The sequence below is a fragment of the Sinorhizobium fredii USDA 257 genome, assembly GCF_000265205.3.
GTDB classification, from domain to species: domain Bacteria; phylum Pseudomonadota; class Alphaproteobacteria; order Rhizobiales; family Rhizobiaceae; genus Sinorhizobium; species Sinorhizobium fredii_B.
Map to the genome: position 1 here is coordinate 6,215,723 of NC_018000.1, position 25,623 is coordinate 6,241,345.

Annotated in this window: 24 protein-coding genes and 1 pseudogene; 13 read left to right on the forward strand and 12 right to left on the reverse strand. The window is 62.7% G+C overall.

From position 1 onward, the window contains the following. Positions 1–16: 16 nt before the first annotated feature. The 6 genes from upp to USDA257_RS29105 form a co-directional block, all read right to left on the reverse strand. Positions 17–646, reverse strand: a complete 630-nt coding sequence (gene upp / locus USDA257_RS29080) for a uracil phosphoribosyltransferase (RefSeq protein WP_041415692.1) — start codon at positions 644–646, stop codon at positions 17–19. A gap of 226 nt (positions 647–872) precedes the next feature. Further along, positions 873–1,847 (reverse strand): adenosine deaminase, encoded by a 975-nt coding sequence (locus tag USDA257_RS29085; protein ID WP_014766568.1) that lies wholly within the window; start codon positions 1,845–1,847, stop codon positions 873–875. Further along, positions 1,844–3,064: a phosphopentomutase gene (locus tag USDA257_RS29090; protein ID WP_014766569.1), complete on the reverse strand. Its 1,221-nt coding sequence runs from the start codon at positions 3,062–3,064 to the stop codon at positions 1,844–1,846. Before USDA257_RS29090 ends, USDA257_RS29085 begins: the two co-directional genes overlap by 4 nt. Positions 3,065–3,189: 125 nt before the next feature. After that, entirely contained in the window at positions 3,190–3,774 is a 585-nt protein-coding gene (locus tag USDA257_RS29095; RefSeq protein WP_041414815.1) for a TadE/TadG family type IV pilus assembly protein, read from the reverse strand. Positions 3,775–3,781: 7 nt separating this feature from the next. Further along, the gene (locus USDA257_RS29100) at positions 3,782–4,405 is read right to left on the reverse strand and encodes a TadE/TadG family type IV pilus assembly protein (protein ID WP_041414816.1); all 624 of its coding nucleotides are present in this window, start codon (positions 4,403–4,405) and stop codon (positions 3,782–3,784) included. A gap of 262 nt (positions 4,406–4,667) precedes the next feature. Further along, positions 4,668–5,093, reverse strand: coding sequence for a pilus assembly protein N-terminal domain-containing protein (locus tag USDA257_RS29105; protein ID WP_014766572.1), 426 nt, complete (start codon positions 5,091–5,093; stop codon positions 4,668–4,670). A 252-nt stretch (positions 5,094–5,345) separates the two neighbouring features. Between USDA257_RS29105 and USDA257_RS29110 the strand changes: the two genes are divergently transcribed. From USDA257_RS29110 to USDA257_RS36820, 10 genes and pseudogenes are all read left to right on the forward strand, one after another. Next, entirely contained in the window at positions 5,346–5,528 is a 183-nt protein-coding gene (locus USDA257_RS29110; RefSeq protein ID WP_014766573.1) for a Flp family type IVb pilin, read from the forward strand. A gap of 135 nt (positions 5,529–5,663) precedes the next feature. Then, positions 5,664–6,175: pseudogene (locus USDA257_RS29115) on the forward strand (A24 family peptidase). A 124-nt stretch (positions 6,176–6,299) separates the two neighbouring features. Further along, on the forward strand, positions 6,300–7,112 hold the full coding sequence (cpaB, locus tag USDA257_RS29120; protein WP_014766575.1) for a Flp pilus assembly protein CpaB: 813 nt from the start codon (positions 6,300–6,302) through the stop codon (positions 7,110–7,112). A 94-nt stretch (positions 7,113–7,206) separates the two neighbouring features. Next, a complete protein-coding gene (locus USDA257_RS29125; protein WP_223843473.1) occupies positions 7,207–8,679 on the forward strand; it encodes a type II and III secretion system protein family protein in 1,473 nt (490 codons plus the stop codon). A gap of 56 nt (positions 8,680–8,735) precedes the next feature. Further along, on the forward strand, positions 8,736–9,389 hold the full coding sequence (locus USDA257_RS29130; protein WP_041414817.1) for a CpaD family pilus assembly protein: 654 nt from the start codon (positions 8,736–8,738) through the stop codon (positions 9,387–9,389). Between the two features lie 37 nt (positions 9,390–9,426). Beyond that, positions 9,427–10,710: an AAA family ATPase gene (locus USDA257_RS29135; RefSeq protein WP_014766578.1), complete on the forward strand. Its 1,284-nt coding sequence runs from the start codon at positions 9,427–9,429 to the stop codon at positions 10,708–10,710. 78 nt (positions 10,711–10,788) lie between these two features. Then, positions 10,789–12,252, forward strand: a complete 1,464-nt coding sequence (locus USDA257_RS29140) for a CpaF family protein (protein WP_041414819.1) — start codon at positions 10,789–10,791, stop codon at positions 12,250–12,252. Positions 12,253–12,353: 101 nt separating this feature from the next. Next, a complete protein-coding gene (locus USDA257_RS29145; protein WP_014766580.1) occupies positions 12,354–13,364 on the forward strand; it encodes a type II secretion system F family protein in 1,011 nt (336 codons plus the stop codon). A 12-nt stretch (positions 13,365–13,376) separates the two neighbouring features. Further along, positions 13,377–14,360, forward strand: a complete 984-nt coding sequence (locus USDA257_RS29150) for a type II secretion system F family protein (RefSeq protein WP_014766581.1) — start codon at positions 13,377–13,379, stop codon at positions 14,358–14,360. A 68-nt stretch (positions 14,361–14,428) separates the two neighbouring features. Beyond that, positions 14,429–14,791, forward strand: a complete 363-nt coding sequence (locus USDA257_RS36820) for a hypothetical protein (RefSeq protein WP_161623547.1) — start codon at positions 14,429–14,431, stop codon at positions 14,789–14,791. 127 nt (positions 14,792–14,918) lie between these two features. On the opposite strand, the gene USDA257_RS29160 is transcribed toward USDA257_RS36820, so the two are convergent. Continuing rightward, positions 14,919–15,743, reverse strand: a complete 825-nt coding sequence (locus USDA257_RS29160) for a tetratricopeptide repeat protein (protein WP_014766583.1) — start codon at positions 15,741–15,743, stop codon at positions 14,919–14,921. 133 nt (positions 15,744–15,876) lie between these two features. Here USDA257_RS29160 and USDA257_RS29165 point away from each other — a divergent pair, with 133 nt between their 5' ends. The 3 genes from USDA257_RS29165 to USDA257_RS29175 all read left to right on the forward strand — a co-directional run bounded on the left by USDA257_RS29165 (position 15,877) and on the right by USDA257_RS29175 (position 18,573). After that, positions 15,877–17,268 (forward strand): leucyl aminopeptidase family protein, encoded by a 1,392-nt coding sequence (locus USDA257_RS29165; protein ID WP_014766584.1) that lies wholly within the window; start codon positions 15,877–15,879, stop codon positions 17,266–17,268. A gap of 100 nt (positions 17,269–17,368) precedes the next feature. After that, positions 17,369–17,713, forward strand: coding sequence for a MarR family transcriptional regulator (locus USDA257_RS29170; protein WP_014766585.1), 345 nt, complete (start codon positions 17,369–17,371; stop codon positions 17,711–17,713). A gap of 8 nt (positions 17,714–17,721) precedes the next feature. Then, positions 17,722–18,573: a C40 family peptidase gene (locus USDA257_RS29175; protein WP_014766586.1), complete on the forward strand. Its 852-nt coding sequence runs from the start codon at positions 17,722–17,724 to the stop codon at positions 18,571–18,573. 152 nt (positions 18,574–18,725) lie between these two features. On the opposite strand, the gene USDA257_RS29180 is transcribed toward USDA257_RS29175, so the two are convergent. The 5 genes from USDA257_RS29180 to USDA257_RS29200 form a co-directional block, all read right to left on the reverse strand. Continuing rightward, positions 18,726–19,685 (reverse strand): 2-hydroxyacid dehydrogenase, encoded by a 960-nt coding sequence (locus tag USDA257_RS29180; protein WP_014766587.1) that lies wholly within the window; start codon positions 19,683–19,685, stop codon positions 18,726–18,728. A 10-nt stretch (positions 19,686–19,695) separates the two neighbouring features. Continuing rightward, entirely contained in the window at positions 19,696–21,324 is a 1,629-nt protein-coding gene (locus tag USDA257_RS29185; RefSeq protein WP_014766588.1) for an ABC transporter ATP-binding protein, read from the reverse strand. Between the two features lie 8 nt (positions 21,325–21,332). Continuing rightward, positions 21,333–22,466 (reverse strand): ABC transporter permease, encoded by a 1,134-nt coding sequence (locus tag USDA257_RS29190; RefSeq protein WP_014766589.1) that lies wholly within the window; start codon positions 22,464–22,466, stop codon positions 21,333–21,335. Then, positions 22,466–23,548 (reverse strand): microcin C ABC transporter permease YejB, encoded by a 1,083-nt coding sequence (locus USDA257_RS29195; protein ID WP_014766590.1) that lies wholly within the window; start codon positions 23,546–23,548, stop codon positions 22,466–22,468. Before USDA257_RS29195 ends, USDA257_RS29190 begins: the two co-directional genes overlap by 1 nt. A gap of 169 nt (positions 23,549–23,717) precedes the next feature. After that, positions 23,718–25,574: an extracellular solute-binding protein gene (locus USDA257_RS29200; RefSeq protein ID WP_014766591.1), complete on the reverse strand. Its 1,857-nt coding sequence runs from the start codon at positions 25,572–25,574 to the stop codon at positions 23,718–23,720. Positions 25,575–25,623 lie beyond the last annotated feature (49 nt).

Here is a 25,623-nt window from a genome sequence, read left to right on the forward strand (position 1 = left end):
TCTGGTTAAGAAAGATTTACTTGGTGCCGTACATGCGGTCGCCCGCGTCGCCCAGACCCGGCACGATATAGCCTTTTTCGTTCAGGTGGCTGTCGATCGAGGCCGTGTAGATCGGCACGTCCGGATGCGCTCCCTTGAAATTGCGGATGCCTTCCGGTGCTGCAAGCAGGCAGAGGAAGCGGATGTTCCTGGCGCCGCGCGCCTTGAGCTTGTCGATTGCGGCGATCGAGGAATTGCCGGTCGCGAGCATTGGGTCGACGACGATGACGAGGCGTTCGTTGAGGTTTTCCGGCGCCTTGAAGTAATATTCGACCGGCTGCAGCGTCTCATGGTCGCGATAGACGCCGATATGCGCGACGCGGGCCGAGGGTACGAGCTCGAGCATGCCCTCGAGCAGGCCGTTGCCGGCGCGCAGGATCGAGGCGAAGACGAGCTTCTTGCCCTCGAGCACCGGCGCATCGGTCTCCTGCAGCGGCGTCTCGATCCGCTCCGTCGTCAGTTCCAGGTCACGCGTCACCTCGTAGCAGAGCAGCGTCGAGATTTCCTTGAGCAGCCGTCGGAAGCCTGCGGTCGACGTGTCCTTCTTGCGCATGATGGTCAGCTTGTGCTGCACCAGCGGATGATCGATCACTGTAACGCCGTCCATGGCTTCACCTTCCCCGAGAATTGGCATATCCGCCCTCTTTTCCATGGAAAGAGCGAAAGTCGCAAGAGTGTTGGTCGAACTTGCTTGTCTGGTGGCCACTCATCCGGGGCCTGCCGGCCACCTTCTCCCCGCAAGCGGGGAGAAGGGATCTGCCGCGCCCTCTAAGTCCCCTCTCCCGCTTGCGGGGAGAGGGCTAGGGTGAGAGGCAATCGCTCCACCTTCTCCGCTAGACGTGCAAGGCTGACAAAAGCTTCTGCCGCGTCGGTTCGTCGACGAAGGCGGCTTCGATTGCCGTCTTCGTCATCCGGTCGATTTCGCTGTCGCCAAAGCCCATCACATGCGAGGCGATCTCGTATTCCTGCGCCAGCGACGTGTGGAAGAAGGGCGGATCGTCGGAGTTGAGGGTGACGCGGACGCCGGCCTCGAAAAGCGGGCGCAGCGGGTGCGAGGCGAAATCCGGGAACACCTGCAGCGAAATGTTCGAGCCCGGGCAGACTTCCAGCACAACGCCCTCATCCGCCAGACGCTTGACCAGATCCTTGTCCTCGCTCGCCCGAACGCCATGGCTGATGCGCGACGGGCGGACATGGTCGAGCGCGTCGCGGACGCTGAAGGCGCCGGAAAGCTCGCCTGCATGGATTGTCAGGCCCAGGCCGGCGTCGCGAACGATGTCGAAGGCGCGGGCGAACGCGGCAACGCTGTGCATGCGCTCCTCGCCGGCGAGATTGAAGCCGGTCACCAGCGGGTGCTGGAGCATGGCCGCATATTCAGCAGTTCTGACGACCGCTTCCGGCCCGAGATGGCGGATGCCGGTGATAAGCATGCGCGATTCGATACCGGTTTTCGCTCTGGCCGCTTCCATGCCGGCGGCAAGCCCCTCGATATAGGCGTCGGCGCCGAGCCCGATCGTGTTGCCGTGGTCGGGCGAGACGATGATCTCGCTGTAGATCGTTCCGGCTTCGGCAAGCTCCGTCAAATAGGTCTCGGCAAGCAGCGCATAATCGCCTTCGGTGCGAAACAGCGAAGCGACGCTGTCGTAGCATTTCACGAAGCTGGTGAAATCCTCCCAGACATAGGCCTTGTCGCGGATGATGGCGCTGGTGTCGATGCCGTATTTGCGGGCCTGCCGCAACGCCAGTTCCGGCGGCGTGGCGCCTTCGATGTGGCAATGCAGCTCGGCTTTCTTCAGATGTGCGGTCAAATAAGGCTTCTCCCATATGGACCCGGCGCGATGCCGAGATGGCGGGCGACCGTCTCGCCGATATGGGCGAAACTGTCGGCAATGCCGAAGGACCGGCTCCTGAGCGACGGACCGAACATCAAGACCGGCACACGCTCGCGCGTATGGTCGGTGCCGCGCCAGGTGGGATCGCAGCCGTGATCGGCGGTCAGGATGACGATATCGCCGGGCCGGAGCCGCCGGTCGAGATCGGGCAGGCGGGCATCGAAGGCTTCGAGCGCCGCCGCATAGCCCGGCACGTCGCGGCGGTGGCCGTAGAGCATGTCGAAATCGACGAAGTTGGTGAAGACGAGGTCGCCCTCCTCCGCCTCTTCGAGGGCCGCCAGGCTGGCGTCGAAAAGCGCCATGTTGCCATCCGCCTTGGTGATCCTGGTCACGCCCTGGTGCGCGAAGATATCGCCGATCTTCCCGATCGCGTGCACCGTCCGCCCGGCGTGATCGAGCCGGTCGAGGATTGTCGGCTCCGGTGGCAGGACGGAATAGTCGCGGCGCTGGCCGGTGCGGGTGAAATTGCCCGGATTGTTGCCGACGAACGGCCGGGCGATGACGCGGCCGATATTGTAGTCGTCGACGAGCCGCCGCACGACCTGGCAGAGCTCCAGCAGCCGCTCGAGCCCGAAGCTCTGCTCGTGCGCCGCGATCTGGAAGACCGAGTCGGACGAGGTGTAGCAGATCGGTTTGCCGCTTCGCATATGCTCTTCGCCGAGGCGGGCGATGATGTCGGTGCCGGAGGCGTGGCAATTGCCGAGAATGCCCGGAACGTCGCCTTCGCGGCAGATCGCCTCGACGAGTTCCGAGGGAAACGCGTCGCCCTCGGCCGGAAAATAGCCCCAGTCGAACATCACCGGCGTGCCGGCGATCTCCCAATGGCCGGACGGCGTGTCCTTGCCGCGCGAAATCTCGCTGGCAGCGCCATAGACGCCGTAGACGCGCTCCGGCAGCGGCATGCCGGCAGGGACCCGTCCGGTTGCCAGTCGCGCCGCATGGACAAGCCCGAGCGCCGACATATTGGGGAGTTGCAGTGGCCCTTCGCGCAAACCGGCGCGGTCGCCGGCGCCGGCCGCACAGAACTCGGCAATGTGACCGAGCGTATCGGCACCGAGATCGCCAAAGGCCTCGGCGTCGGGTGCACCGCCGATGCCGAAGGAGTCGAGGACGAAGAGAAAGACACGCGCCATTGAACACCCGCTGGACCGGAGCGCGGGCGCGGTCCGGTGTTATCGAACTCGGCGGGAGCGATCCCGCGCAATCCGGCAGAAATAGCGCGGCGTCAAATTCAATGCAATTGAGCGGATCGAACGCCTCAGCAGCCCGAGCATTCGATCTTCGTTCCGAAGCGCTGGCGATAATAGGAGGTCTTGGTGAGGTCGATCGTGCTCACGCTGCTCGAAAGACCCGGCGAAAAGAGCAGCAGTTCGTGCGGGACGATCAGTTCGGTGCGCACGATGAAGGCGTCTACCGCCTCGAGATCGGAGGGCACCGAGGTCGTGGAATTGGCCGGGTAAGGTGTGCCGCCGTCCTGGTCGCGCGACCAGAGGACCGTCCCGGTCGTGGTACCGGTGACCTGTATGCCGGTGATCTTCAGCGTGTAGTTCGTGCCGACATAGGGGGCCAGGATACTTTCCGCGACGTTGTTCATTCCTTCGAGGAAGTCCGTATCGACGCTCGCCTCTTGGGTGACGAGGTCGGCGACGGCACTCGAGGCGCGGGCGACCTTGCGCAGCACCGTGAAGCCGACGGAAATCTCGAAAGCGCCGATGTAGGTCATGATCAAGAGCGGCGCGACGAGGGCGAATTCCACGCCACCGACGCCGCGGCGATCCCGCGAGAGGCGGTACAAGCGTCCGAGGATACGCCGGACAAGGGTCATTGCGTGCGAGCGTCCCATCGTATCCTCAATAGTCTTCGTTGCGGAATGTTGCGGTTGCCACCATCAGATAGTCCTGCGGCATGCTGCTGCCGGCGGGCCTGAGATTGGTAACATAGGGCCGCACGAGATCGGTGATCACCTGCCACCGGTAATAGGCACGCACCATGGTGAACTCCTTGCCGGCTCCCGGCGCGAACTGAAAGCCGCCGGTGTCGAGATCGGTGGAATCGCCGGACCCGACCCGCGGCACCGCCGCCGGAAACTGAGAGGGATCGGCAACTTCGCGGATGTCGAGATAGAGCTTTTCCGGCTCGTCGACCTCGGTGGCGGAGCAGGTCAACAGGATGGCGATCTCGTCGCAGAAGGCCTGGCGGAATTCCGCCTGGGTCATGTCCGTCGACTTGCCCTGGTTGAAGGTGATTTCGCCGGTGCGGATCCTGCGTGCCAACGTATCGGTCGCATTCGCCAGCAATTGCTCGCCTGTGAAGGCGACGAACGTCTCGATCGAGGCGAAGACCACGATGAAAAACGGCAGCGCCAGGATGGCGAATTCAATTGCGGTCCCGCCTCGTCTGTCACCGAGCAGGCGGCGAAAGAGGTGGCGCGATGCGCGCCGGCTTGCCATGGATGCTTTCACTTCTATCGACATTGCGCCGTTCCGTCATGTCACGTCGTGAGCGGGATGCGGAAAAGTGCATGCGAGTTCGCCTGCATTCCCCGTTTAATGCAATTGGCAATAGAATAGGCTGCGACTGTTGAAGAATCGTTTTCCAAGACCCAAAGAATTTTAGTGGTCTCGGCACCTGCATGTTTCCTTGGATCGGAGCCGATCCAAGGATAAAAACATGCAGCAGATTTGAAGTGCTACAGCGACCTTTGTGCGTCTGATAAGACGCACGGCGCTGTAGACCTCAATTGCTGCTCGACGTGGTCGCCTTGCGTTCGGCGTGACGCTCGCAGTTCGGCGAGCAGGAGAAGACGGTGCGTGTGGTCTGCTTGTAGACGCGCACGGTATTGCCCTCGTCGATCGACACGAGGACGCGTTCGTCGACGATAGCATTGCCATCCTGGTCAAGGATGACAAGGTTCGTCGTGCCGAAATTGCGGCCCGTCAGGACGATCGTCTTCGAATCCGCGACCGTCGCGTCCGCGACATCCGAATTGCCGATGATCACCTTGCTCACCGGCCGGTCGAGTTTCAGCACGCGGGCGTGATCCATATAGACACGCATCATCTGCTCTGCCGCCTCCGTTCCCCCGGCAGCAAGAATACCGATAAGGGCAGTTGCGAGAAAGGCGAGCGTGGCGACCGGCTTGGTCGCGAGGGGCGTTATCATGGCGCGTCCTGATGGCGAATGGCTGCCCGCATCTTGGCGTGTTTTGGTGAATGAAGGGTTACATTAATGGCGCACAATTTCCTTGATCCCTTTCGGGAACATTCACCCAAGAACCAGGGGTATCGCTTTTACTTCACGCTAACCGGTTTCCTTAAGCCGATGGCAATTCGGCCCCGATAATTTCAGGGTATCCGATCAACGGCAAACAGTTGGCGGAAGTGCTGAACAACAACGTGAAGTAGGAGAACCTCCATGAAGACCATTTTCGCCCGCCTGATGAAAGACGAATCCGGTGCAACGGCTATCGAATACGGCCTGATCGCAGCCCTGATCTCGGTGGCGCTCATCACCGGCGCAACGGCGCTTGGCGATCAGCTCGATTTGCTGTTCACGGGCCTCAAAGACGAGATGAGCACTGCCGTAACCGACATGTAAGCGGCAGATTTTCCTGTGCTTTGGAAAGAGGGTCGTTTCAGTGCCTGAAGCGACCCTTTTTCATAGACAGCTCCTTTCGTGCGATCACCGCATGCCCTCGATCATTGTTTCTTTGAAGCGCCGCCGGAGAGCAAATTGACCATAGCTGCCGCCTTTGTCGTCCTTCCGTTTTGCCTCGCCTTTGCGGGGATCTCGGATCTCTTGACGATGACGATCCCCAACCGGGTGTCGGCGATCCTGCTTGGCGCATTTGTCCTCACGGCACCCTTCGTTGGCCTCGGTCTCGGACAGGTCGGGCTTCACGTGGCGGCGGCCGTTCTGGTTTTTGCCGCCTGTTTCTGCCTTTTCGCGTTCGGTATCATGGGCGGCGGCGACGCCAAGCTGCTGACCGCCTGCGCCATCTGGTTCGGCCTCGATGCATCGCTCGTCGCCTTTCTTGTCTATGTCTCCATTTTCGGCGGGCTGTTGACCCTGGCCGTGCTTCTCTTGCGCCGGCAGGAGAACGCAATTCTGGCGAGCGGCATTCCGGTACCGCAGCTGCTGCTGACGGCGAAAAAATACCCTACGGCATCGCGATCGCGCTCGGCGGCTTTGCCGCTTATCCCTCATCGCCGCTTATGGAAGCCGCTTTCGCGCAACTTTCGTGACCACGGCATAGTTGCGAAAACGCCGATTACTTCTCGTTAACCGCGTTCATAAGCGATCCGTTAACTATAATTACACCAATTCCTGATCAATCTGTCCCCGGGGTATTTCAGGGGCTTAGAGATCATGAAACCGGTGCGCATCATCATTCTGGCGGTAGCCGTGGGTTCCGCGGCAATGGCTGGGCTATTGGCGATGAAGCTCACCCGCGCTCCCGCGCAAAGGATGGCGGAACCGCTTGTCGAGCAGGCGCCGAGCATCAATGTGCTCGTCGCAAGCAAGAGCCTGCCGGTGGGTTCCCGGCTCGGCGCCGCTTCGATCCATTGGATGGCCTGGCCGAAAGACGGCGTCGCCGACGGCATGATCACCGAGGAAAGCCGCCCGGCGGCAATCGACGATCTATCCGGTGCCGTCGTTCGCCTGCCGCTCTTCGACGGCGAGCCCCTCCGCCAGGAAAAGATCGCCGATCCATCGAACCGCATCATGTCGTCGCTGCTGCCGGCCGGGAAGCGGGCCGTCGCCACGGAAATCACCGTCGCGACCGGCGCCGGCGGCTTCATCCTGCCCAACGACCGCGTCGACGTCATCATGGTCCGCAAGTCGGACGGCGACGTCTATCTGACCGAAACCGTGCTTAGCAATGTCCGGGTGCTGGCGATCGACCAGCAGGTCGAAGAGAAGGATGACGGCTCGAAGTCCGTCATAGGCACCACAGCCACACTCGAGCTCACGCCCGACCAATCGAAAGTGATGACGGTCGCGCAGCAGATGGCCGAGCGCATCTCGCTGGCTCTACGCAGCGTCGCCGATGCCCAGGAGGCCGATACGGAGGCAGCCGACTATCTTCTGAGCGGCGATGGCCAGCCGAGCATTCAAGTCATCAAATCCGGTTCCATCGTCAAGAACGACGACACCGGCACCACTCAGAACCAGCAGTAAGAATCGGACGGGGCGTAACGTGAAGCCGAGCGGAAACACATTTCGGACCTGTCTAGCAGCCGGTCTTTCCTTCTCGCTGGCATTCTCCGGCGTGATGCTGCCGGCGGTGCCGACGGCGCAAGCCGCCGCATCGTCGGTGGTCCGGATCGTCGAGAGCGGTCCGGGCGTCAAGAAAAAGGTCAATCTCGGGCTCAACAAGGCAGTCGTCGTCGATCTCCCGACTGACGCCCACGATATCCTCGTTGCCGACCCGGCTCTCGCCGATGCCGTCACGCGCACGTCGCGCCGCATCTATCTGTTCGGCAAGACCGTCGGCCAGACCAATATCTTCGTGTTCGGCCCAAATGGCGAGGAGATCGTCAGCCTCGATGTTGCCGTCGAGCGTGATGTCGCCGGCCTCGAAGCCAACCTTCGCCGCTTCATTCCAGATTCAGATATCCGTGTCGAGATCGTCTCCGACAACGTGGTCTTGACCGGCACCGTCCGCACGCCGCTCGACTCCACCAAGGCGGTCGATCTGGCCCGCGCCTTCCTGCAGGGCGGCGAGGCGACGACCCGCAACATCACTGCCCAGGGCACCAATGGCGACGCCGATATTTTTGCCGAGGAGCGTCAGACCTCGCAGATCGTCAATCTGCTGACAGTCGAGGGCGAGGATCAGGTGACCTTGAAAGTCACTGTTGCCGAGGTCAGCCGCCAGGTGCTGAAGCAGCTCGGCTTCAACGGCCGCGTCACTGACGGCGAAAGTGGATTGAGCTTCCGCAACCCAGCCAATCTAGGCAACGCAATCGGGGTCGCCGCGAACTCGCTCATACAGAACAATGTCGGGGGTACCCTGGTCCAGAGCTACATCAACGCGATGGAGCAGGCGGGCGTCATGCGGACGCTTGCCGAACCGAGCTTGACGGCGATTTCCGGCCAAGAGGCCAAGTTCTATGTCGGCGGCGAATTCCGGCTCGCCGGCGTGCAGGAGATCACGACGGAAGAGGATGAGGCTACTGGACAGTCCGTCCCGGTCGTTGAGCGGGAAGTTGAAGATGCCGAATATGGCATTCGCCTGAACTTCAAGCCTGTCGTCCTTGGTGCCGGCCGCATCAGCCTGGCAATCGAGACAGAAGTTTCGGAGCCGACATATGAGGGATCGGTTGTAACGGGAAATAGCTTTAGAGATATTCCCGGTAACACCTTCCTCGGCATCCGCCGGCGCGAAGCCTCGACCAGCGTCGAACTCCCCTCCGGCGGCTCGATCGTCATCGCCGGTCTCGTGCAGGACAATATCCGCCAGGCGATGTCCGGCCTGCCCGGCGCTTCGAAAATCCCGATCCTCGGCACGCTGTTCCGCAGCAAGGATTTCCAGCGCAACGAGACCGAACTCGTGATCATCGCGACGCCCTATCTGGTGCGGCCGGTCGCCCGCAGCGCGCTGTCCCGGCCAGACGACAACTTCAATCCGGCCAATGATCTCGAGAGCTTCTTCGTCGGACGCGTCAATCGGATCTATGGACGTCCGGAGGCGGCCGCCCCCGTCGGCCGCTATCACGGCACTGTCGGCTTCATCTACAAATAGGTCGGGTCATGCACAACCGAAACGCAGTTCACAAAAGACTTGAAAGGCTGGCCCCGATGCCGTTGACCCGCACCTTCGCTCGCATGGCCGCATTGGCGATCGTCGCCGGCCTGCTTGCCGGCTGCGGCAGCAAGGACAATCTGTCGACCGGCTCGATCCCGGACGATTACCGTACCCGCCATCCGATCGTCATTACCGAAGGGGAGCGGGTCATCGACATTCCGGTCGCCTCGGGGGACAGACGGCTGACCGCGGGCACGCGCGACGTCATCCGCGGCTTTGCGACCGAATACCGCAATGCGTCGAGCGGCGTGATCCAGATCATGCTGCCGCGCGGCTCCGTCAACAGCCACGCCGCGCAATTCGTCCGCAAGGACATCCGGCGCCTGCTGACGGCTGCCGGCGTGCCGCCGAAGAGAATGATCGAGACGAGTTACGAAGCGCTTTCCTCGGGCGACGCCGCGCCCATCCGCTTGAGCTATGTCGCGATCACCGCGCAGACCGCGCCCTGCGGCGAGTGGCCGGAAGACCTGACGCTGACGATGGAAAACCGCAACTACTATAATTTCGGCTGCGCTTCGCAGTCCAACCTGGCCGCACAGATCGCCAATCCGACGGACCTGATCGGTCCGCGCCAGATGTCGCCGGTCGACGCGGCCCAGCGCGGGGAAGTGATCGACGCCTGGCGCGATGCGGCCTCGGATGACTGAGCGACGGTTGGATGATGTAGCATTTCGAGGAACGAAGATGAGCGCGATTGAATACAGCATCGACACCGGCGGAGCCGAGCTTGCGGCGGACGTATCGCGCCCCGGTGATCTCGATCAGCTTCGGCCGTTGCCGCGCATTTCGATCCATGCCTTCTGCGAGAGCGAGGCCATGCAGCGCCTCATGGAGCGCTGTGGGCAGGATCGCCGTATGGCGAAGGTGAGCCTTCGCATCACCGGAGGCAGTATCGCCGCCGCCGCAAACATGTTCGCGAGCGTGTCGACGCCCAATCTGATCATCCTCGAGACCGCCACGGAGCCGCGATCCCTGCTTGCGGAGCTGGCGCCGCTCGCCGCGGTCTGCGATCCGACCACCAAGGTGGTCATCATCGGCCGCCACAACGACATTGCGCTCTATCGCGAACTGATCCGCAATGGCATCTCGGAATATATGGTCGCGCCGGTAGCGATGGCGGATCTTCTGGCGGCGGTTTCGGCGATCTTCGTCGATCCCGAAGCCGAACCTGTCGGGCGAAGCCTCGCCTTCATTGGCGCCAAGGGGGGCTGCGGCTCGTCGGTCATTGCCCACAATTGCGCCTGGGGCATCTCCAACCTGTTCTCGACGGAAACCATCCTCGCCGACCTCGATCTGCCCTACGGCACGGCAAACATCGATTTCGACCAGGATCCGCCGCAGGGGATTGCCGAGGCCGTCTCGGCGCCGGACCGGCTGGACGAGGTCTTTCTCGATCGGCTTCTCACCAAGTGTTCCGAACACCTGTCGCTGCTCGCCGCGCCCTCGATGCTCGACCGCGCCTATGATTTCGAGGCGGGAGCCTTCCAGCCGATCCTCGAAATCCTCCAGCGCAGCGCGCCCGTGTCGGTGCTGGATGTCCCGCACGCCTGGTCGGACTGGACCCGTTCAGTGCTCGGGGAGGCCGACGAGGTGGTGATCACCGCGATTCCCGACCTGGCAAGTCTCCGGAATACGAAGAACCTCCTCGACGCTCTGAAGAAGCTTCGGCCGAACGACAGGGCGCCACATCTCGTCCTCAATCAGGTGGGGATGCCCAAGCGGCCGGAAATCGCCCCCAACGAATTCTGCGAGTCGCTGGAAATCGAGGCTGCAGCCATCATCCCCTTCGACACGGTGCTCTTCGGAAATGCCGCCAATAGCGGCCGGATGATCGCGGAAATCGACAGGAAATCCCCCGCCGCCGAGACCTTTTCGCAGCTCGCCCATCTTCTGACCGGACGCACGGCGATCAAGAAGGCACGCAAGGGCGGTCTCGGCAAGGTTCTGGCAAAGCTCGGCAGGCGATAGGCGCCCGCGCGGAGGGAGCATTTCTGGCTCCCGTCCGGTTCGAAACCGAAGGAATGATGCAGCAAGCGGAATGAAGTGATGTTTGGCAAACGCGGAAATGAAGGTTTTGGCAAGGCTGGCGCGCAACCGCTCGTGATGCCGCCGTCCATGCCGGCTGCGCCGTCGGCGGTAATGGAGCGTCCCACAGCGCCTATCCTCGCCGAACCGGCCGCTGCCGCGCCCCGTGCGCAACCGGCCGCACCGGTGCGCCGCCGTGCACCGCGGGCGGAGGACTACTACGATACGAAATCGCAGGTCTTCTCCGCGCTGATCGATACGATCGACCTGTCGCAACTCGCCAAGCTCGATACCGAGAGCGCGCGCGAGGAAATCCGCGACATCGTCAACGACATCATCACCATCAAGAACTTCGCGATGTCGATCGCCGAGCAGGAGGAGCTGCTCGACGACATCTGCAACGACGTACTCGGCTACGGGCCGCTCGAGCCGCTGCTGGCGCGCGACGACATCGCCGACATCATGGTCAACGGCGCCGGCCAGACCTTTATCGAAGTCGGCGGCAAGGTCGAGGAATCGGAGGTCCGTTTTCGCGATAACGCTCAGCTTCTGTCGATCTGCCAGCGCATCGTCAGCCAGGTCGGCCGGCGCGTCGACGAATCGAGCCCGATCTGCGACGCCCGCCTGCCGGACGGCTCGCGCGTCAACGTCATCGCCCCGCCGCTAGCGATCGACGGGACGGCCCTGACGATCCGCAAGTTCAAGAAGGACAAGCTGACGCTGGAGCAGCTCGTCCGCTTCGGGTCGATCACGCCTGCGGCCTCGGTTCTGCTGCAGATCATCGGCCGCGTCCGCTGCAATATCGTCATTTCCGGCGGCACCGGCTCCGGCAAGACGACGCTGCTCAACTGCCTGACGCGCTATATCGACACCGACGAGCGGATCATCACCTGTGAAGACTCCGCCGAATTGCAATTGCAGCAGCCGCACGTGGTTCGTCTCGAAACCCGCCCGCCGAACATCGAGGGCGAGGGCGAGATCACCATGCGCGACCTGATCAAGAACTGCCTTCGCATGCGTCCGGAACGCATCATCGTCGGCGAAGTGCGCGGGCCGGAGGTCTTCGACCTGCTGCAGGCGATGAACACCGGCCATGACGGCTCGATGGGCACGATCCACGCCAACACCCCGCGCGAGTGCCTGAGCCGCATGGAGTCGATGATCGCCATGGGCGGCTACACGCTGCCGGCCAAGACCGTTCGCGAAATCATCGCCGGCTCGGTGGACGTGATCATCCAGGCCTCGCGTCTTCGCGACGGGTCGCGCCGCATTACCCACGTCACCGAGGTGACCGGCATGGAAGGCGACGTGATCGTCACCCAGGATCTGATGCGCTACGAGATCGACGGCGAGGACGCCAATGGAAGGATTATCGGCCGCCATGTTTCGACCGGTATCGGCCGGCCGCATTTCTGGGATCGTGCCCGCTACTTCAACGAGGACAAGCGGCTCGCCGCCACACTCGACGCGATGGAAAAGAACTAGAGCGGGATGAGGAAGAATGTGTGCGGTTTTCCGCCCGCATCCCGCTCCCACAAGGAACCCCGCGGCCGCCCGCGGGCTGAAGCGAAGGAACAGATCACGCGATGTTCGGCATAGACATCACCGTCCTGGCATTGGCCGGCCTCGTCGCACTTGCGGCGGCGGCGCTCGCCTACGGTGTGCTCTATTCCCGGATCGAAAACGACAAGAAGGCGGAAGGCCGCCTGCGCCGCGTCAGCGCCGCCGAGACGGACCGCGTAAAGATCAAGGCGGCCCGCGACCGCGTCAACGAAATGTCCAAGCGGCGAAAATCCCTGCAGGATTCACTGAAGGAGCTCGAAAAGAAGCAGCAGGAAAAAACGGCCAATTCCGCTCCGTCGATGAAGAAGCGGCTGGAGCAGGCCAATCTTTCGATCTCTCCGACGCAGTTCTATCTGTTCAGCGCGGTCTTCGGTCTGTTCGCCTTCATCGTCGTCCTCATCGCCGGGACCGGCCTGTGGATCGCTGCCGGTGTCGGGCTGATCGCAGCGGCCGGTTTGCCGCGTTGGGTCGTCGGATGGAAGATCAAGCGGCGCTGCAAGAAATTCCTCGACGAGTTTCCGAACGCACTCGACGTCATGGTCCGCTCGATCAAGTCCGGTCTGCCGCTGAACGATGCACTGCGGCTGATTGCCAGCGACGGTCAGGAGCCGGTGAAGACGGAGTTCCGCCGCGTCGTCGAATCCCAGCAGGTCGGTCTCAACGTTCCGGAGGCCTGCGCCCGCATGATCCAGAGCATTCCGCTGCCCGAGGTGAACTTCTTTGCGATCGTCATCGCCATCCAGGCGCAGGCCGGCGGCAACCTGTCCGAAGCGCTCGGCAATCTCTCCAAGGTCCTGCGCGAGCGCAAGAAGATGAAGGCGAAGGTCGGCGCCTTGTCGATGGAGGCCAAGGCTTCGGCCTGCATCATCGGCGCCTTGCCCTTCATCGTGGCGACGCTCGTCTATCTGACATCGCCCGATTACATGATGGTGCTTTTCACCGATCCGCGCGGACATCTCATCATGGGTGCCTCGGCCGTCTGGATGAGCATCGGCATCTTCGTGATGCGCAACATGATCAATTTCGATATCTGAGGCGAGAGCGCGATGGACGGCTGGATAAGGACACTCACCGACCCGAACATAATCATCGCAGTCCTCGTGTCGATGGCCGTGCTCGCGACCTTCTACTCGCTCGCCATTCCCCTGTTCGAACGCGGCGACCTGACCAAGCGAATGAAATCCGTCGCCACCGAACGCGAGCAGATCCGCGCCCGCGAGCGTGCCCGGCTGAACGCCGAAGCCGCGGCCGGCAAGGCAAGTCTCAGGGCGCAGCACAATACCTCGGTTCGGCAGGTCGTCGAGCGGCTCAATCTCAGGCAGGCGCTGGTGGACGAGAACACCGTCAATCGGCTGAAAACCGCCGGCTACCGCTCGCAGAATGCGCTGAATAGCTTCCTCTTCGCGCGGTTCTGCCTGCCGTTCCTGTTTCTGGGCGTTGCCGTCGTCTACATTTTCGTCCTGGGCAACTTCGCCGACAAGCCGTTCATGCTGCGTGTATGCTTCGCGCTCGGCTTCTCCTATCTCGGCTTCTATGCGCCGAACATTTTCATCGCCAATGCGATATCGAAGCGCCAGCATTCGATCCGCCGTGCCTGGCCGGACGCGCTCGACCTGCTGCTGATCTGCGTCGAATCGGGCGTCTCGATGGAACTCGCCATGCGGCGCGTCGCCGACGAGATTTCTGCCCAGTCGGCGGCGCTGGCCGAGGAACTGGTGCTGACGACGGCGGAACTGTCGTTCCTGCCCGACCGGCGCATCGCGCTCGAAAATCTCGGCTTGCGCAGTGGCCTCGAGGAGGTCAAAGCGGTGATGCAGGCGCTGATCCAGGCCGACCGCTACGGCACGCCGATTGCACAGGCTCTGCGCGTGCTGGCGCAGGAAAGCCGCGACCAGCGCATGACGGCGGCGGAAAAGAAGGCGGCCGCGCTGCCGCCGAAACTGACGGTGCCGATGATCCTCTTCTTCCTGCCGGTGCTCGTCGCCGTCATTCTCGGCCCGGCGGGAATACAGGTGGCGGATAAGTTCTAGACGCGGCGCCTTGTAGAGTGGGCTGCGGGATTCGCAAGTAATCGATCATCCGCGGGTTTGACCCGAGGATGCAATCACAAGCAGCTCAATGCTGTCATAACAGGATGTCTTTGCCCCAGACCGCGCGCCACGCTGTCGAGCGACGTGCATTACAGGTAGATGGTGCGCTCGCCGAATTCGGTTTCTTCATCGAAATTGCGCGTGCCGATTCATTCGCTTTCACCGGCAAGCTTGGTCTCTGGCTGCACGCTCTCTTCGGCCGCGTTGCTGCTTGTGCTTTGAAGCTGCTCGAGCTTGGACTCGAGTGCCGCGATCTCGCTTTGGATCGTCTGCTTCTCGGTCTCGTCTGGAAAGCTCCGCCTCCTTCCGAGCGATTTGCGCCTCGATCTCTGAAACAGTGCTCGACGATGAAGTGGAGTTCGATGAGCTGACAACCGCCATCGCGGTTGAGCCGGAAATTGCGCCGACCATCTGCAACCTTCATAGTCGGGGTGCTATCTCACGAAGAAGTGAACGCGCGGTGAAGGGCGCAAAACTGTGCGGCCTTCTTCATCCCGCTCAGTTCGTATTTCCGTCGTCCGCCTTGGCGAGCTCGGTCCAGGCGCCCTTTTGGGAAAGCATTGAGCGCAGATAGGTGACGTTGGCTTCCGCCTGCTCGGGAGTCAGCTCCTGCCGGGCGATTGTTTCGGCCTCCTGGAAACGCCCCTGCAGCCCGACGGCGAGGGCGAGATTCTGGCGGACGCTGCTGTCGGCGCCGGGCTTGTCTGCGGCAGAACGGAGGTAGGTCTCGGCGGTCTTCAGGTCCTTGGTCAAGAGATAGGACATGCCGAGATTCGATAGGATCGTGGGCTCGTTGGGTTGGAGATCCAGCGCCTCGCGATACCGCAGGCGCGCCTCGGACGAGCGGCCGAGCTGGTCGAGGACGGCGCCTTCGGCCGATTTCAGCTTCCAATCGGGCCGGTCGGGCGTCTGCGCCCGGCCAATCGTCGCAAGCGCCTGTTCGAGCTGTCCGGCGGCGGCCTGGGCCTTGCCGTAGGCGCCGAGGACCTCGCGGTCCGTCGGGTGGTTGATCGCCACCTGCTGCATCACGGCGAGCGCCTGTTCGTTGCGCCCGCTCATGCGCAGGAGATTGGCGTAGTTCAGGCCCGCTTCGCGGTTCCTGGGGTCGCGCTCGTAGGCCTGGCCGATGTTCTCCGCGGCTGCCGCAAGCTCGGTTGCGTTCATCGACGGCACCGGTTTCGACAGCTTCGGGATGGAGCCGGTCGTCAGCTCCTTATTGCCCTGCTGTCCGGCGCAGCCGCCGAGCGCCATCGCCGTCAGCGCGACCGCGGCTGCAACAGCGAGGCGATGCATGGAGGAAGAGAAGATGTCTTGCGTTGTCATGAAGCGGCGTCCCACCAGGCAATTGGCACCGGAACTCCCAACATCAACGGCGCAACTTTCACTCCAGCAATAATCTGTTAACCCTAACAGAGCGTTAATTGCACCATCCCTTATCCGTCAGTCGAGGACATTCATGGCTCCCTTCCAGTTCATCGAGCGGCCGTCGCCGTTCAACGCCAGCGCCGGCAAGACGCTGCCCATCTTCGCGGTGACGCCGGCGCATATCGAGTCCGGGAGCATCGACCCGATCGCCCTCGACTGGGCGAAAAAGGCCGGCTTCAAGGCGGAGTCCGGCGCCGTTCTCCTCATCCCCTCGGCGGACGGCCACCTCGGCGGCGCGTTGTTCGGCCTCGGCACGAAGCCATCACAGGCGCCGTTCCTGAGCGGCAAGCTCGCCCGCGCCCTGCCAGCCGGCAAATGGCATATCGAGACGGCGCCGCTGACCGCCAATCGCCTGGCGCTCGGCTACGGCCTGGGCTCGTACCGCTTCGAGCGCTACAAGTCCCCCAAGCCCGAGGCGCCGACACTGATGATCCCGGCCGACGCGGATGCGGCCGACATCAAGCGGCAGCTTGCCGGCGTCTTCCTGGCCCGAGATCTGATCAACACGCCGACCAACGACATGGGGCCGGAAGCGCTGGAATCGGCCTTCCGGGCGCTCGCCGCCCACTACAAGGCCGACGTCTCGGTGATCTCCGGCGAAGCCCTGCTGACCCAGAATTTCCCGCTGGTGCACACGGTCGGCCGCGCCAGCGCCGAGGCGCCGCGGCTCCTCGAGATGCGCTGGGGCAAGAAGGGACACAGGAAGGTGACACTCGTGGGCAAGGGCGTCTGTTTCGACACCGGCGGTCTCGACATCAAGCCGGCCGCCTCGATGCTGCTGATGAAAAAGGACATGGGTGGCGCCGCGAATGTCATGGGCCTCGCGCTGATGATCATGGACGCGAAGCTAAAGGTTGACCTGCGCGTCATCGTGCCGGTCGTCGAGAATTCGATTTCCTCCAATGCCTTCCGGCCAGGCGACATCTACCGGAGCCGCAAGGGCCTGACGGTGCAGATCGACAACACCGATGCCGAGGGCCGGTTGATCCTTGCCGATGCGCTCGCCTATGCCGACGAGGAGAGTACCGACCTCATCGTCGACATGGCGACGCTCACCGGGGCGGCGCGCGTCGCGCTCGGCCCGGACCTGCCGCCCTTCTTTACCGACGACGAGGAATTGGCCCGCGACCTTTCCGAGGCGAGCCTTGCGGTGGACGATCCGCTCTGGCGGATGCCGCTCTATATGGGCTACGACAAGGATGTCTCCGCCCGGATCGCCGATCTCACCAATGCGCCTTCGGGCGGAATGGCCGGCTCGATCACCGCGGCGCTGTTCTTGAAGCGCTTCGTGACGAATGCGAAGAGCTGGGTGCATTTCGACATTTTCGGCTGGGCCCCGTCCGAACGTCCGCATTCGCCGATCGGCGGTGAAGCCCAGGCAATAAGGGCGCTCTATCAACACATAGACCGGCTTGCAGGGTAGGGGAATGCTACTCGTCGCCGGGATTCGATGACTGGAAGAAACGCTTGCGTAACGATCGGCCGCCTATGGTGCTGGCAACGTGACTTACGCAGGAGTTCCCTTGCCGGTCGAACTGACGCCTTCCCAAGCGCTGGGGCTCTGGCATGCCGTCTCGCTCGAGCAGGTCCGCGTCGATAGCCGCGATCTGACGCTCCGCCAGATGGCGATCCTGCTCGAAATCTACCTCGTGCCGCCGCCGCACACGGTGCGCGGTCTCGCGGCGAAACTCGGCGTGACGAAGCCGGTGATCACCCGCGCTCTCGACACGATGGGCGCGCTCGGCCTCGTCGACCGGGTGCGCGACGAGCGCGACAGGCGTAATGTGGTCATCAAGCGCACCGTCGAGGGCGCGCTATATCTTGAAAAGTTCGGCGATCTGATCATCAATCAGGGCCGCAAACTGTGAGTTCAGCCATGCCAGAACTGCTCGATCGCCGTCTTAATGCCTATCGCGCCGACCTTGCGGAAGAGCGCCTGCGCGGTCTCGTCGAAGCCAAGCGCTTCGTCGACGGGACGCCGGCCACGGTGTCCGTGCCGGTGGCGACGCTTCGGGCAAGGCCGGATCTCGCCGGCGGCACCGAGACGGAATTGCTCTATGGCGAAACGGCACGCATTCTCGACGTCGCTGACGGATGGGCCTGGGTCAAGTCGGACCTCGACGGCTATGTCGGCTACGTGCCGCGGGATGCGGTCGGGGAGCCCGGCGCGCCGGCGACCCACATCGTCGCGGTGCCCCGCACATTCGTCTATCGCGGCGCCGACCTACGCTTCCCGCAAGCGTTCGCGCTCTCGATGGGAAGCCGGCTGAATGTCGTCGGCGAGGCCGAGACGCGCGGCACGCGCTATTTTCTCCTCGACGGTGGATTGGCGGTCGTCACCAACCATTGCGCGCCGGCCGGTGGCCCGATCGGCGACGACTACGTCGCCATCGCCACCCGCTTCCTCGAAACGCCCTATCTCTGGGGTGGCCGCTCCGGCTTCGGCATCGACTGTTCCGGTCTGGTGCAGCTCGCGATGCAGATGACAGGCCGGCAGGCACCGCGCGACACGGATATGCAGGCCGCGATCGGCCAGCCGATCGGCCGCGACGACCTCTCCCGCGGCGACCTCGTCTTCTGGAAAGGGCACGTCGCCATCATGGAGGACGACAAGTCCCTGGTGCATGCCAATGGCTATACGATGACCGTTGCCCGCGAAGGGCTCGACGACGCCATCCGCCGCATCGGCTGGCTTTACGGAGAGCCGACGGGGTATCGCCGGCCTTAGGCGATTTGGGCTGAATCCTGCCAAAAGCTCAGTCATTCTCGGGCTTGACCCGAGGATCCAGAAACCAGCCAGGTACGCCCCACCCGCTCATCTTGTGTGTGGATCCTCGGGTCAAGCCCGAGGATGACAGAGGGAGGACGCGGCGCCTCAGATCAGTAGCCGGCTACCTTATCCACCACATGCTCCAAAGGCAGACCGCTTTCGAAGCGGTCGATCTGCTCGTTGACATGGGCAAAGAGCGCCTTGACGTCTGACGACGCGGCGACGTGCGGCGTCACATAGACGTTCGGCATGTCCCAGAAGCGGCTATCCCGGGAAAGCGGCTCCTCTTCGAAGACGTCGAGCGACACGGCGTCCAGCACGCCCGAATCGAGGCACTCGAGAATATCGGCCTCCACCTGGCTGCCGCCGCGGCCGGCATTGATGAACACCGGGGCGCCGAACGGACCCTTGCGGCGGAGTTTCTTAAAGAGGGCTGCGTTGAAAATGCCCTGCGTATCGGGCGTCAGTGGCAACAGGCCGACCAGAAAATCCGTCCGGCCGAGAAACGCGTCGAGGCCGGCGGCGTCATAGGTCTCGATGCCCTCGACGGTCCGTTTGCTGCGCGACCAGCCGATCACCTTGAAGCCCATCACGGCGAGCTTGCGGGCGGCGTCCTGTCCGAGCACGCCCATGCCCATGATGCCGACGGTGACGTCGGCGGCCTCCGGCTGGCTGAGATCGCGCCACTCGCGCTTCTTTGCCAGCGCCTCGTAGGCGCGCTGCTGGCGCAGATGCAGCAGGCATTGCATCACCACCCATTCGCTCATCCGGGTCGTCAGCGTCCGGTCAACGAACCGCACCAGCGGCACCTCGGGGAGGCCCGGCAGTTTCAGCACATGGTCGACGCCGGCGCCGCCGGAAAAGACGACTTTCAGGTCCGGCGCGCGCGAGAAGAGATCGGGCGCTGACTTCCAGACCACCGCATAGTCGATGCCAGAGAGGTCCCGTCCTCGATGGGTCGGATCCGCAAGGTTGATCACTTCGCGTCCGGGGAAGGCGCCCTCGAGGGCGGTATCCACTTCGTCCGGAATGAATTTCAGGTCGACGATGACGGGGCTTTTCGCGGGCATTGCGGGCGCTCTACTGACGGATGGCGGAAAGGTTGACGGCCTCGAGATTGAAGGCGGCGGCCATCAGTGCCTTTGTGTAGTCTTCGGCGGGCGCGCTGAAAATCTTCTCGGCCGGCCCCTGTTCGACCACCTTGCCGAGCCGCATGACGATCACCTCGTTGGCAAGCGCCCGCACCACTTTGAGGTCGTGGCTGATGAACAGATAGGCGAGGTTGTGCTTGCGCTGCAGGTCGCGCAGGAGGTCGACCACCTGCGCCTGAACGCTCATGTCGAGCGCCGAGGTCGGCTCGTCGAGCATGACAAATTGCGGTTTCAGCACCATGGCGCGGGCGATCGCGATGCGCTGCCGCTGGCCGCCGGAGAATTCATGCGGGTAGCGCCAGCGGGTGGCCGGCTCGAGGCCGACCTCCTGCAGCGCCGCGGCGACCCTCGAGTCGCGCTCGTTGTCGGAGAGCGCCCTCTCATGGATCTTCAGCCCCTCGCCAATGATATCGGCAACCGACATGCGCGGGCTGAGTGATCCGTAAGGATCCTGAAAGACCACCTGCATCCGGTTCCTGAGCGGCCGCATCTCGCCGAAACTATAGGCGTCGATATTCTGGCCGATGAACGCGATCCGTCCCTTTGACGAGATCAGCCGCGTCAGCGCCAGACCGAGCGTCGTCTTGCCCGAGCCGGATTCGCCGACGACGCCCAGCGTCTGCCCGGCGCGAAGCGTAAGATCGATGCCGTCCACCGCCTTCACATGGTCGACGACGCGACGCAGGAAACCGGCCTTGATCGGAAACCAGACCTTCACGTCCTTCCCTTCGATGACGATCGGCTTCGATGCATCGGAAGCCGGCGGCTCCCCCTTAGGCTCGGAGGCGAGCAGGTGCCGCGTATAGGCGTGCTGGGGGTTGGCGAAGATTTCCGCCGTCGGGCCGGTCTCTACAATTTTGCCCTTGGTCATCACGCAGACCCGGTCGGCGATCTTGCGGACAATGCCGAGGTCGTGGGTGATAAACAGCATGGACATGCCGTGCTGGTCCTTGAGTGCTTTCAGAAGCTCGAGGATCTGTGCCTGCACGGTGACGTCGAGCGCCGTCGTCGGTTCGTCGGCGATCAAGAGTTCCGGACGGTTGGCAAGCGCCATGGCGATCATCACGCGCTGACGCTGGCCGCCGGAAAGCTGGTGCGGATAGGCGCCGAGCCGCTTCTCCGCTTCGCGGATGCCGACCTGATCGAGGAGCTCCAGCGTTTTCGCGCGCGCCGCAGCGCCCTCGATGCCCTGGTGAAGCTCGAGAATCTCGCCGATCTGCTGTTCGATCGTGTGCAGCGGATTGAGCGACGTCATCGGCTCCTGGAAGATCATCGTGATGTCGTTGCCGCGAACGTGGCGCAGCTCGGCATCGCTCGCCTTCAGCAGTTCCTTGCCGTTGAAGAGGATCTCGCCGCTCGGGTGGCTGGCGGCCGGGTAGGGCAGTAGCTTCAGGATCGAGTTCGCCGTGACCGATTTGCCCGAACCGGACTCGCCGACAAGCGCAACCGTTTCGCCGCGCTTGATGTCGAACGAGATGTGGTCGACGGCGATGGACGTGTCGCCGCCCTGATGGAAGGCGACGGAGAGATCGCGCACGGAGAGGAGGGTGTCTGTCATCGTCTCGCTCACCGGAACGTCTTTCTCGGGTCGAAGGCGTCGCGCGTCGCCTCACCGACGAAGATCAGCAGCGACAGCATGATCGACATGGCGAAGAAGGCCGTGAGCCCCAGCCAGGGCGCCTGGAGATTCGACTTGCCCTGTGAGATCATCTCGCCGAGCGACGGCGAGCCGGGCGGCATGCCGAAACCGAGGAAGTCGAGCGAGGTCAGCGTGGTGATCGAGCCCGACAGGATGAAAGGCAGGAAGGTCAGCGTCGCCACCATCGCGTTCGGCAACAGGTGCCGGTACATGATGGTGCCGTTGCCGACGCCGAGCGCGCGTGCCGCATTGACGTATTCGAAATTCCGCGCCCTCAGGAATTCGGCCCGGACCACGCCGACGAAGCCGACCCAGGAGAAGAGCAGCATGATGCCGAGCAGGATGAAGAAGCCGGGCGGCAGGATGGCAGCAATGATCAGCAGGATGTAGAGCACCGGCATCGACGACCAGATCTCGATGAAGCGTTGAAGAAGCAAGTCGGTCCAGCCGCCGAAATAGCCCTGCACCGCGCCGGCCGAAACGCCGATCACCGCGGAGGCGATGGTAAGCGCGAGGCCGAACAGCACCGAGATGCGGAAACCGTAGATCATCCGCGCCATGACGTCGCGCGCCTGGTCGTCGGTGCCGAGCCAATTCAAGTTGCCGACTATGCATCCGGGATCGGCGGCGCCTTGCGGATAGGCGGAGCAGCGCTCCTCCTTGCTCATCAGCCAGAAGGGCGCGGTCGGCGCCGAATGCGGGATGTTGGAGTTGACCGTCTGGTATGAATAGCGGATCGGCGGCCACACCATCCAGCCGTTCGCCTCGATCTCGTCGCGGATGAAATCGGAACGGAAGTCGGTTTCGGCGAGGAAGCCGCCGAACTTTTCTTCGGGATAGTCCACCAACGCCGGAAACAGGATCTCGCCCTTGTAGGAGGCGACGATCGGCTTGTCGTTGGCGATAAATTCGGCACAGAGGCTGAGGCCGAAGAGTACAAGGAAGATCCAGAACGACCAGTAGCCACGCCGGTTCGCCTTGAAGTTCTGCCAGCGCCGCCGGCCGATCGGGGTCAGCCAGCCCCTTTCGGGTGCCCTCGCATAGGTCGCGACCGTGCTCATCAGACATCCCTCCGCTCGAAGTCGATGCGGGGGTCGACCCAAGTGTAGATCAGGTCGGAGATGAGGCCGACGACGAGGCCCATCAGCGAGTAGATGTAGAGGGTCGCGAAGACGATCGGATAGTCGCGCTTGACCACCGCGTCATAGCCGAGCCGGCCAAGGCCATCGAGGGAGAAGATGTACTCGATCAGCAGCGAGCCGGTGAAGAAGGCGGAAATGAAGGCGCCGGGAAAACCGGCGATGATGATCAGCATCGCATTGCGGAAGACGTGACCGTAGAGCACCTTGCGCTCGGTGAGCCCCTTGGCGCGCGCCGTCGTCACATATTGCTTCTTGATCTCGTCGATGAAGGAATTCTTGGTAAGCAGGGTAGTCGTCGCGAAGGCCGAAAGCAGCAGCGTGATCAGCGGTAGCGTCATGTGCCAGAAATAGTCGAGGATCTTCTGCCACCAGGGTAGCTCATTGAAATTCTCCGAAACGAGGCCGCGCAAGGGGAACCAGTCGAAAAAGGAGCCGCCGGCGAAGATTACGATCAGGAGAATGGCGAACAGGAAGCTCGGAACCGCATAGCCGATGATGATGACGCCGGAGGTCCAGACGTCGAAAGTCGAGCCGTCGGAGACGGCCTTCCTGATGCCGAGCGGGATGGAGATGGCGTAGGAGAAGATGAGGATCCAGACCCCGAGCGAGATCGACACTGGCATCTTCTCGACGATGAGGTCGACGACCGAGGTGTTGCGGAAGAAGCTCTCGCCGAAGTCGAAGCGGGCATAGTTCCACATCATCGTGACGAAGCGCTCGAGCGGCGGCTTGTCGAAGCCGAACTGCTTCTCGAGCTTGGCGATGAATTCGGGATCGAGGCCCTGCGCGCCGCGATAGCGTCCGCCGTCGTCGCCGCCACCCGGGACGAGATCGCCACCAGTACCGGACAGCCGATCGGATCCCGCGGCATTCGTCAGATCCGAAATCACCTGCTCTACCGGGCCGCCCGGCGCGAACTGCACGACGGCAAAGGAGATCGCCATGATCCCGATGATCGTCGGGATCATCAAGAGCAGCCGGCGCAGGATATAGGCACCCATCAGGCGGACCTCGGCATTGTGGCGCCGCCGGTTATAGGGGCGCTGGTTTGCCGTCTATTTCGTCTCAATCCTATACTCCTTGGCGCGGCCGATGCGGCCGGTCGTTACCCGCATTTTAGCTGATTCGTTTCCTGCATTTGGAATCGAGAGCGGTCTCAAGTGCAAGTCTTCATTGGCTTGCAGCGCTCTTGAACCACCACACGTCGGGAAAGCCGATCGCATATTTCGGCAATTCCGCGGGCCGGCCGAACTTGTCCCAATAGGCGATATTGGCCTTGAGCTTGTAGTAGAGGGGGATGACGTAATTGTGGGCGAGCAGGACACGGTCGAGCGCTTTCGTCGCCGCAACGAGCGTCTCCCGGTCCTTGGCGAAGATGACGCGCTGGATCAATGCGTCGACGCCGGGATCGGATATGCCGGCATAGTTCCTGGACCCTTCGCGCGAGGCCGCCTTCGACCCCCAGTAATCCGCCTGCTCGTTTCCGGGGCTCAGGGTCTGGCCCCAGACCTCCCAGGTCATGTCGTAATCGAAGCTACGCTCCCGGTTCGTATATTGCGACGGATCGACCATACGCACGCTCGCCTCGATGCCGATTCGCTTGAGGTTCTGCGTATAGGGGAGCGCGACCCGCTCGAGCGCTGGGCTGTTTACCAGAATTTCGAAGACGAAAGGCTTGCCAGTCCCCTTGTTCACCATGCGGTTGCCCTTTAGTTCAAAGCCGGCATCCTTGAGCAGCGCGATTGCCTTGCGCAGGTTGTCGCGCGCCTTTTCCGGTGTGCCTCCGACCGGATTTGTGTAGGGCGTGGTGAATACCTCCGGCGGCACGAACTCCTTGACATCGTTCAGGATTTTCAGTTCCGCGCCTTCGGGCAGGCCCGACGAGGCGAGCTCGGTGCCGAAGAAGAAGCTGTTCACACGCTGGTACTGATTAAAGAAGATCGTTCGATTCAGTTCCTCGAAGTCGAGGGCATAATTCAGCGCCTGGCGCACGCGCTCGTCGTCGAAAGGCTTGCGGCGCATGTTCGGAACCATCGCCTGCATCACACCCGTCGCCCGGAAGGGGTTAGGGATTTCCTCGCGCTTGACACGGCCTTCCTTTGCCGCTGGGAAATCGAAGCCGGTTGCCCAGCGCCTCGCCTGGTTCTCGGTCCAGTAGTCGATGTTGCCGGAACGGAAGGCCTCGAATTCGACGTCGCGGTCGCCGAAGAAGGAGTAGGTGATCGAGTTGAAGTTGTTCTGCCCGAGATTGACGTTGAGCGAGGCGCCCCAATAGTCGCCGCGCCGCTCGTAGCGGATCGTGCCACCGGCGGAGAACGAGGCGATGCGATAGGGGCCGGATCCCATGACCGGCTCGAGCGTCGTGCGGGCGATGTCGCGCGGCTTGCCGTCCGGCCCGGCCCCTTCCCACCAATGTTTCGGCACGATCAGGATCTGACCGAGAATGTGCGGCAGTTCGCGATTATTCTTCTCGTCGAAGTGGAAGGTGACGTCGCGATCGCCGGTTTTTTCCGCCTTCACCACATGTCCGTAATAGCTTTGATAAAGCGGGTTCAGTTCCTTCGCTTTCTCGAAGCTGAAGACGACGTCCTCGGGTGTAACCGGCTTTCCGTCCTGCCACTTCGCCTCTTGCCGCAGGCGGAAGGTCGCCGACGAGATGTCATCGGGATAGGAGACGCTCTCGGCGAGAAGCCCGTAGGCCGTCGAAATCTCGTCATCCGCCGGTTTCATCAGCGTGTCGAAGACGAGGGCCAGCCCTACGGCCGCCTCCCCTTTGGTCGCGAGGAGCGGATTGAAACTGTCGAAAGTCCCGGTCTGCGAGAGTCTGATGTCTCCGCCCTTCGGAGCATCGGGGTTTGCATAATCGAAATGCTTGAAACCGGGCGGGTATTTGAGTTCACCGATCAGCGACAGGCCGTGATGCCAGGCTGGTTGTTCTTGGGCCTCTGCCAAGGGCGCAAGGAGCAGGGACATTGCCAGGAATGCGGTTGCCAGTTTCGCTTGCCCCATACCGCCAAATTCCAGCATCCTGCCCTTTCTCCTTGTATTTTCGGTTATTCTTGAAAACCAGAATAGG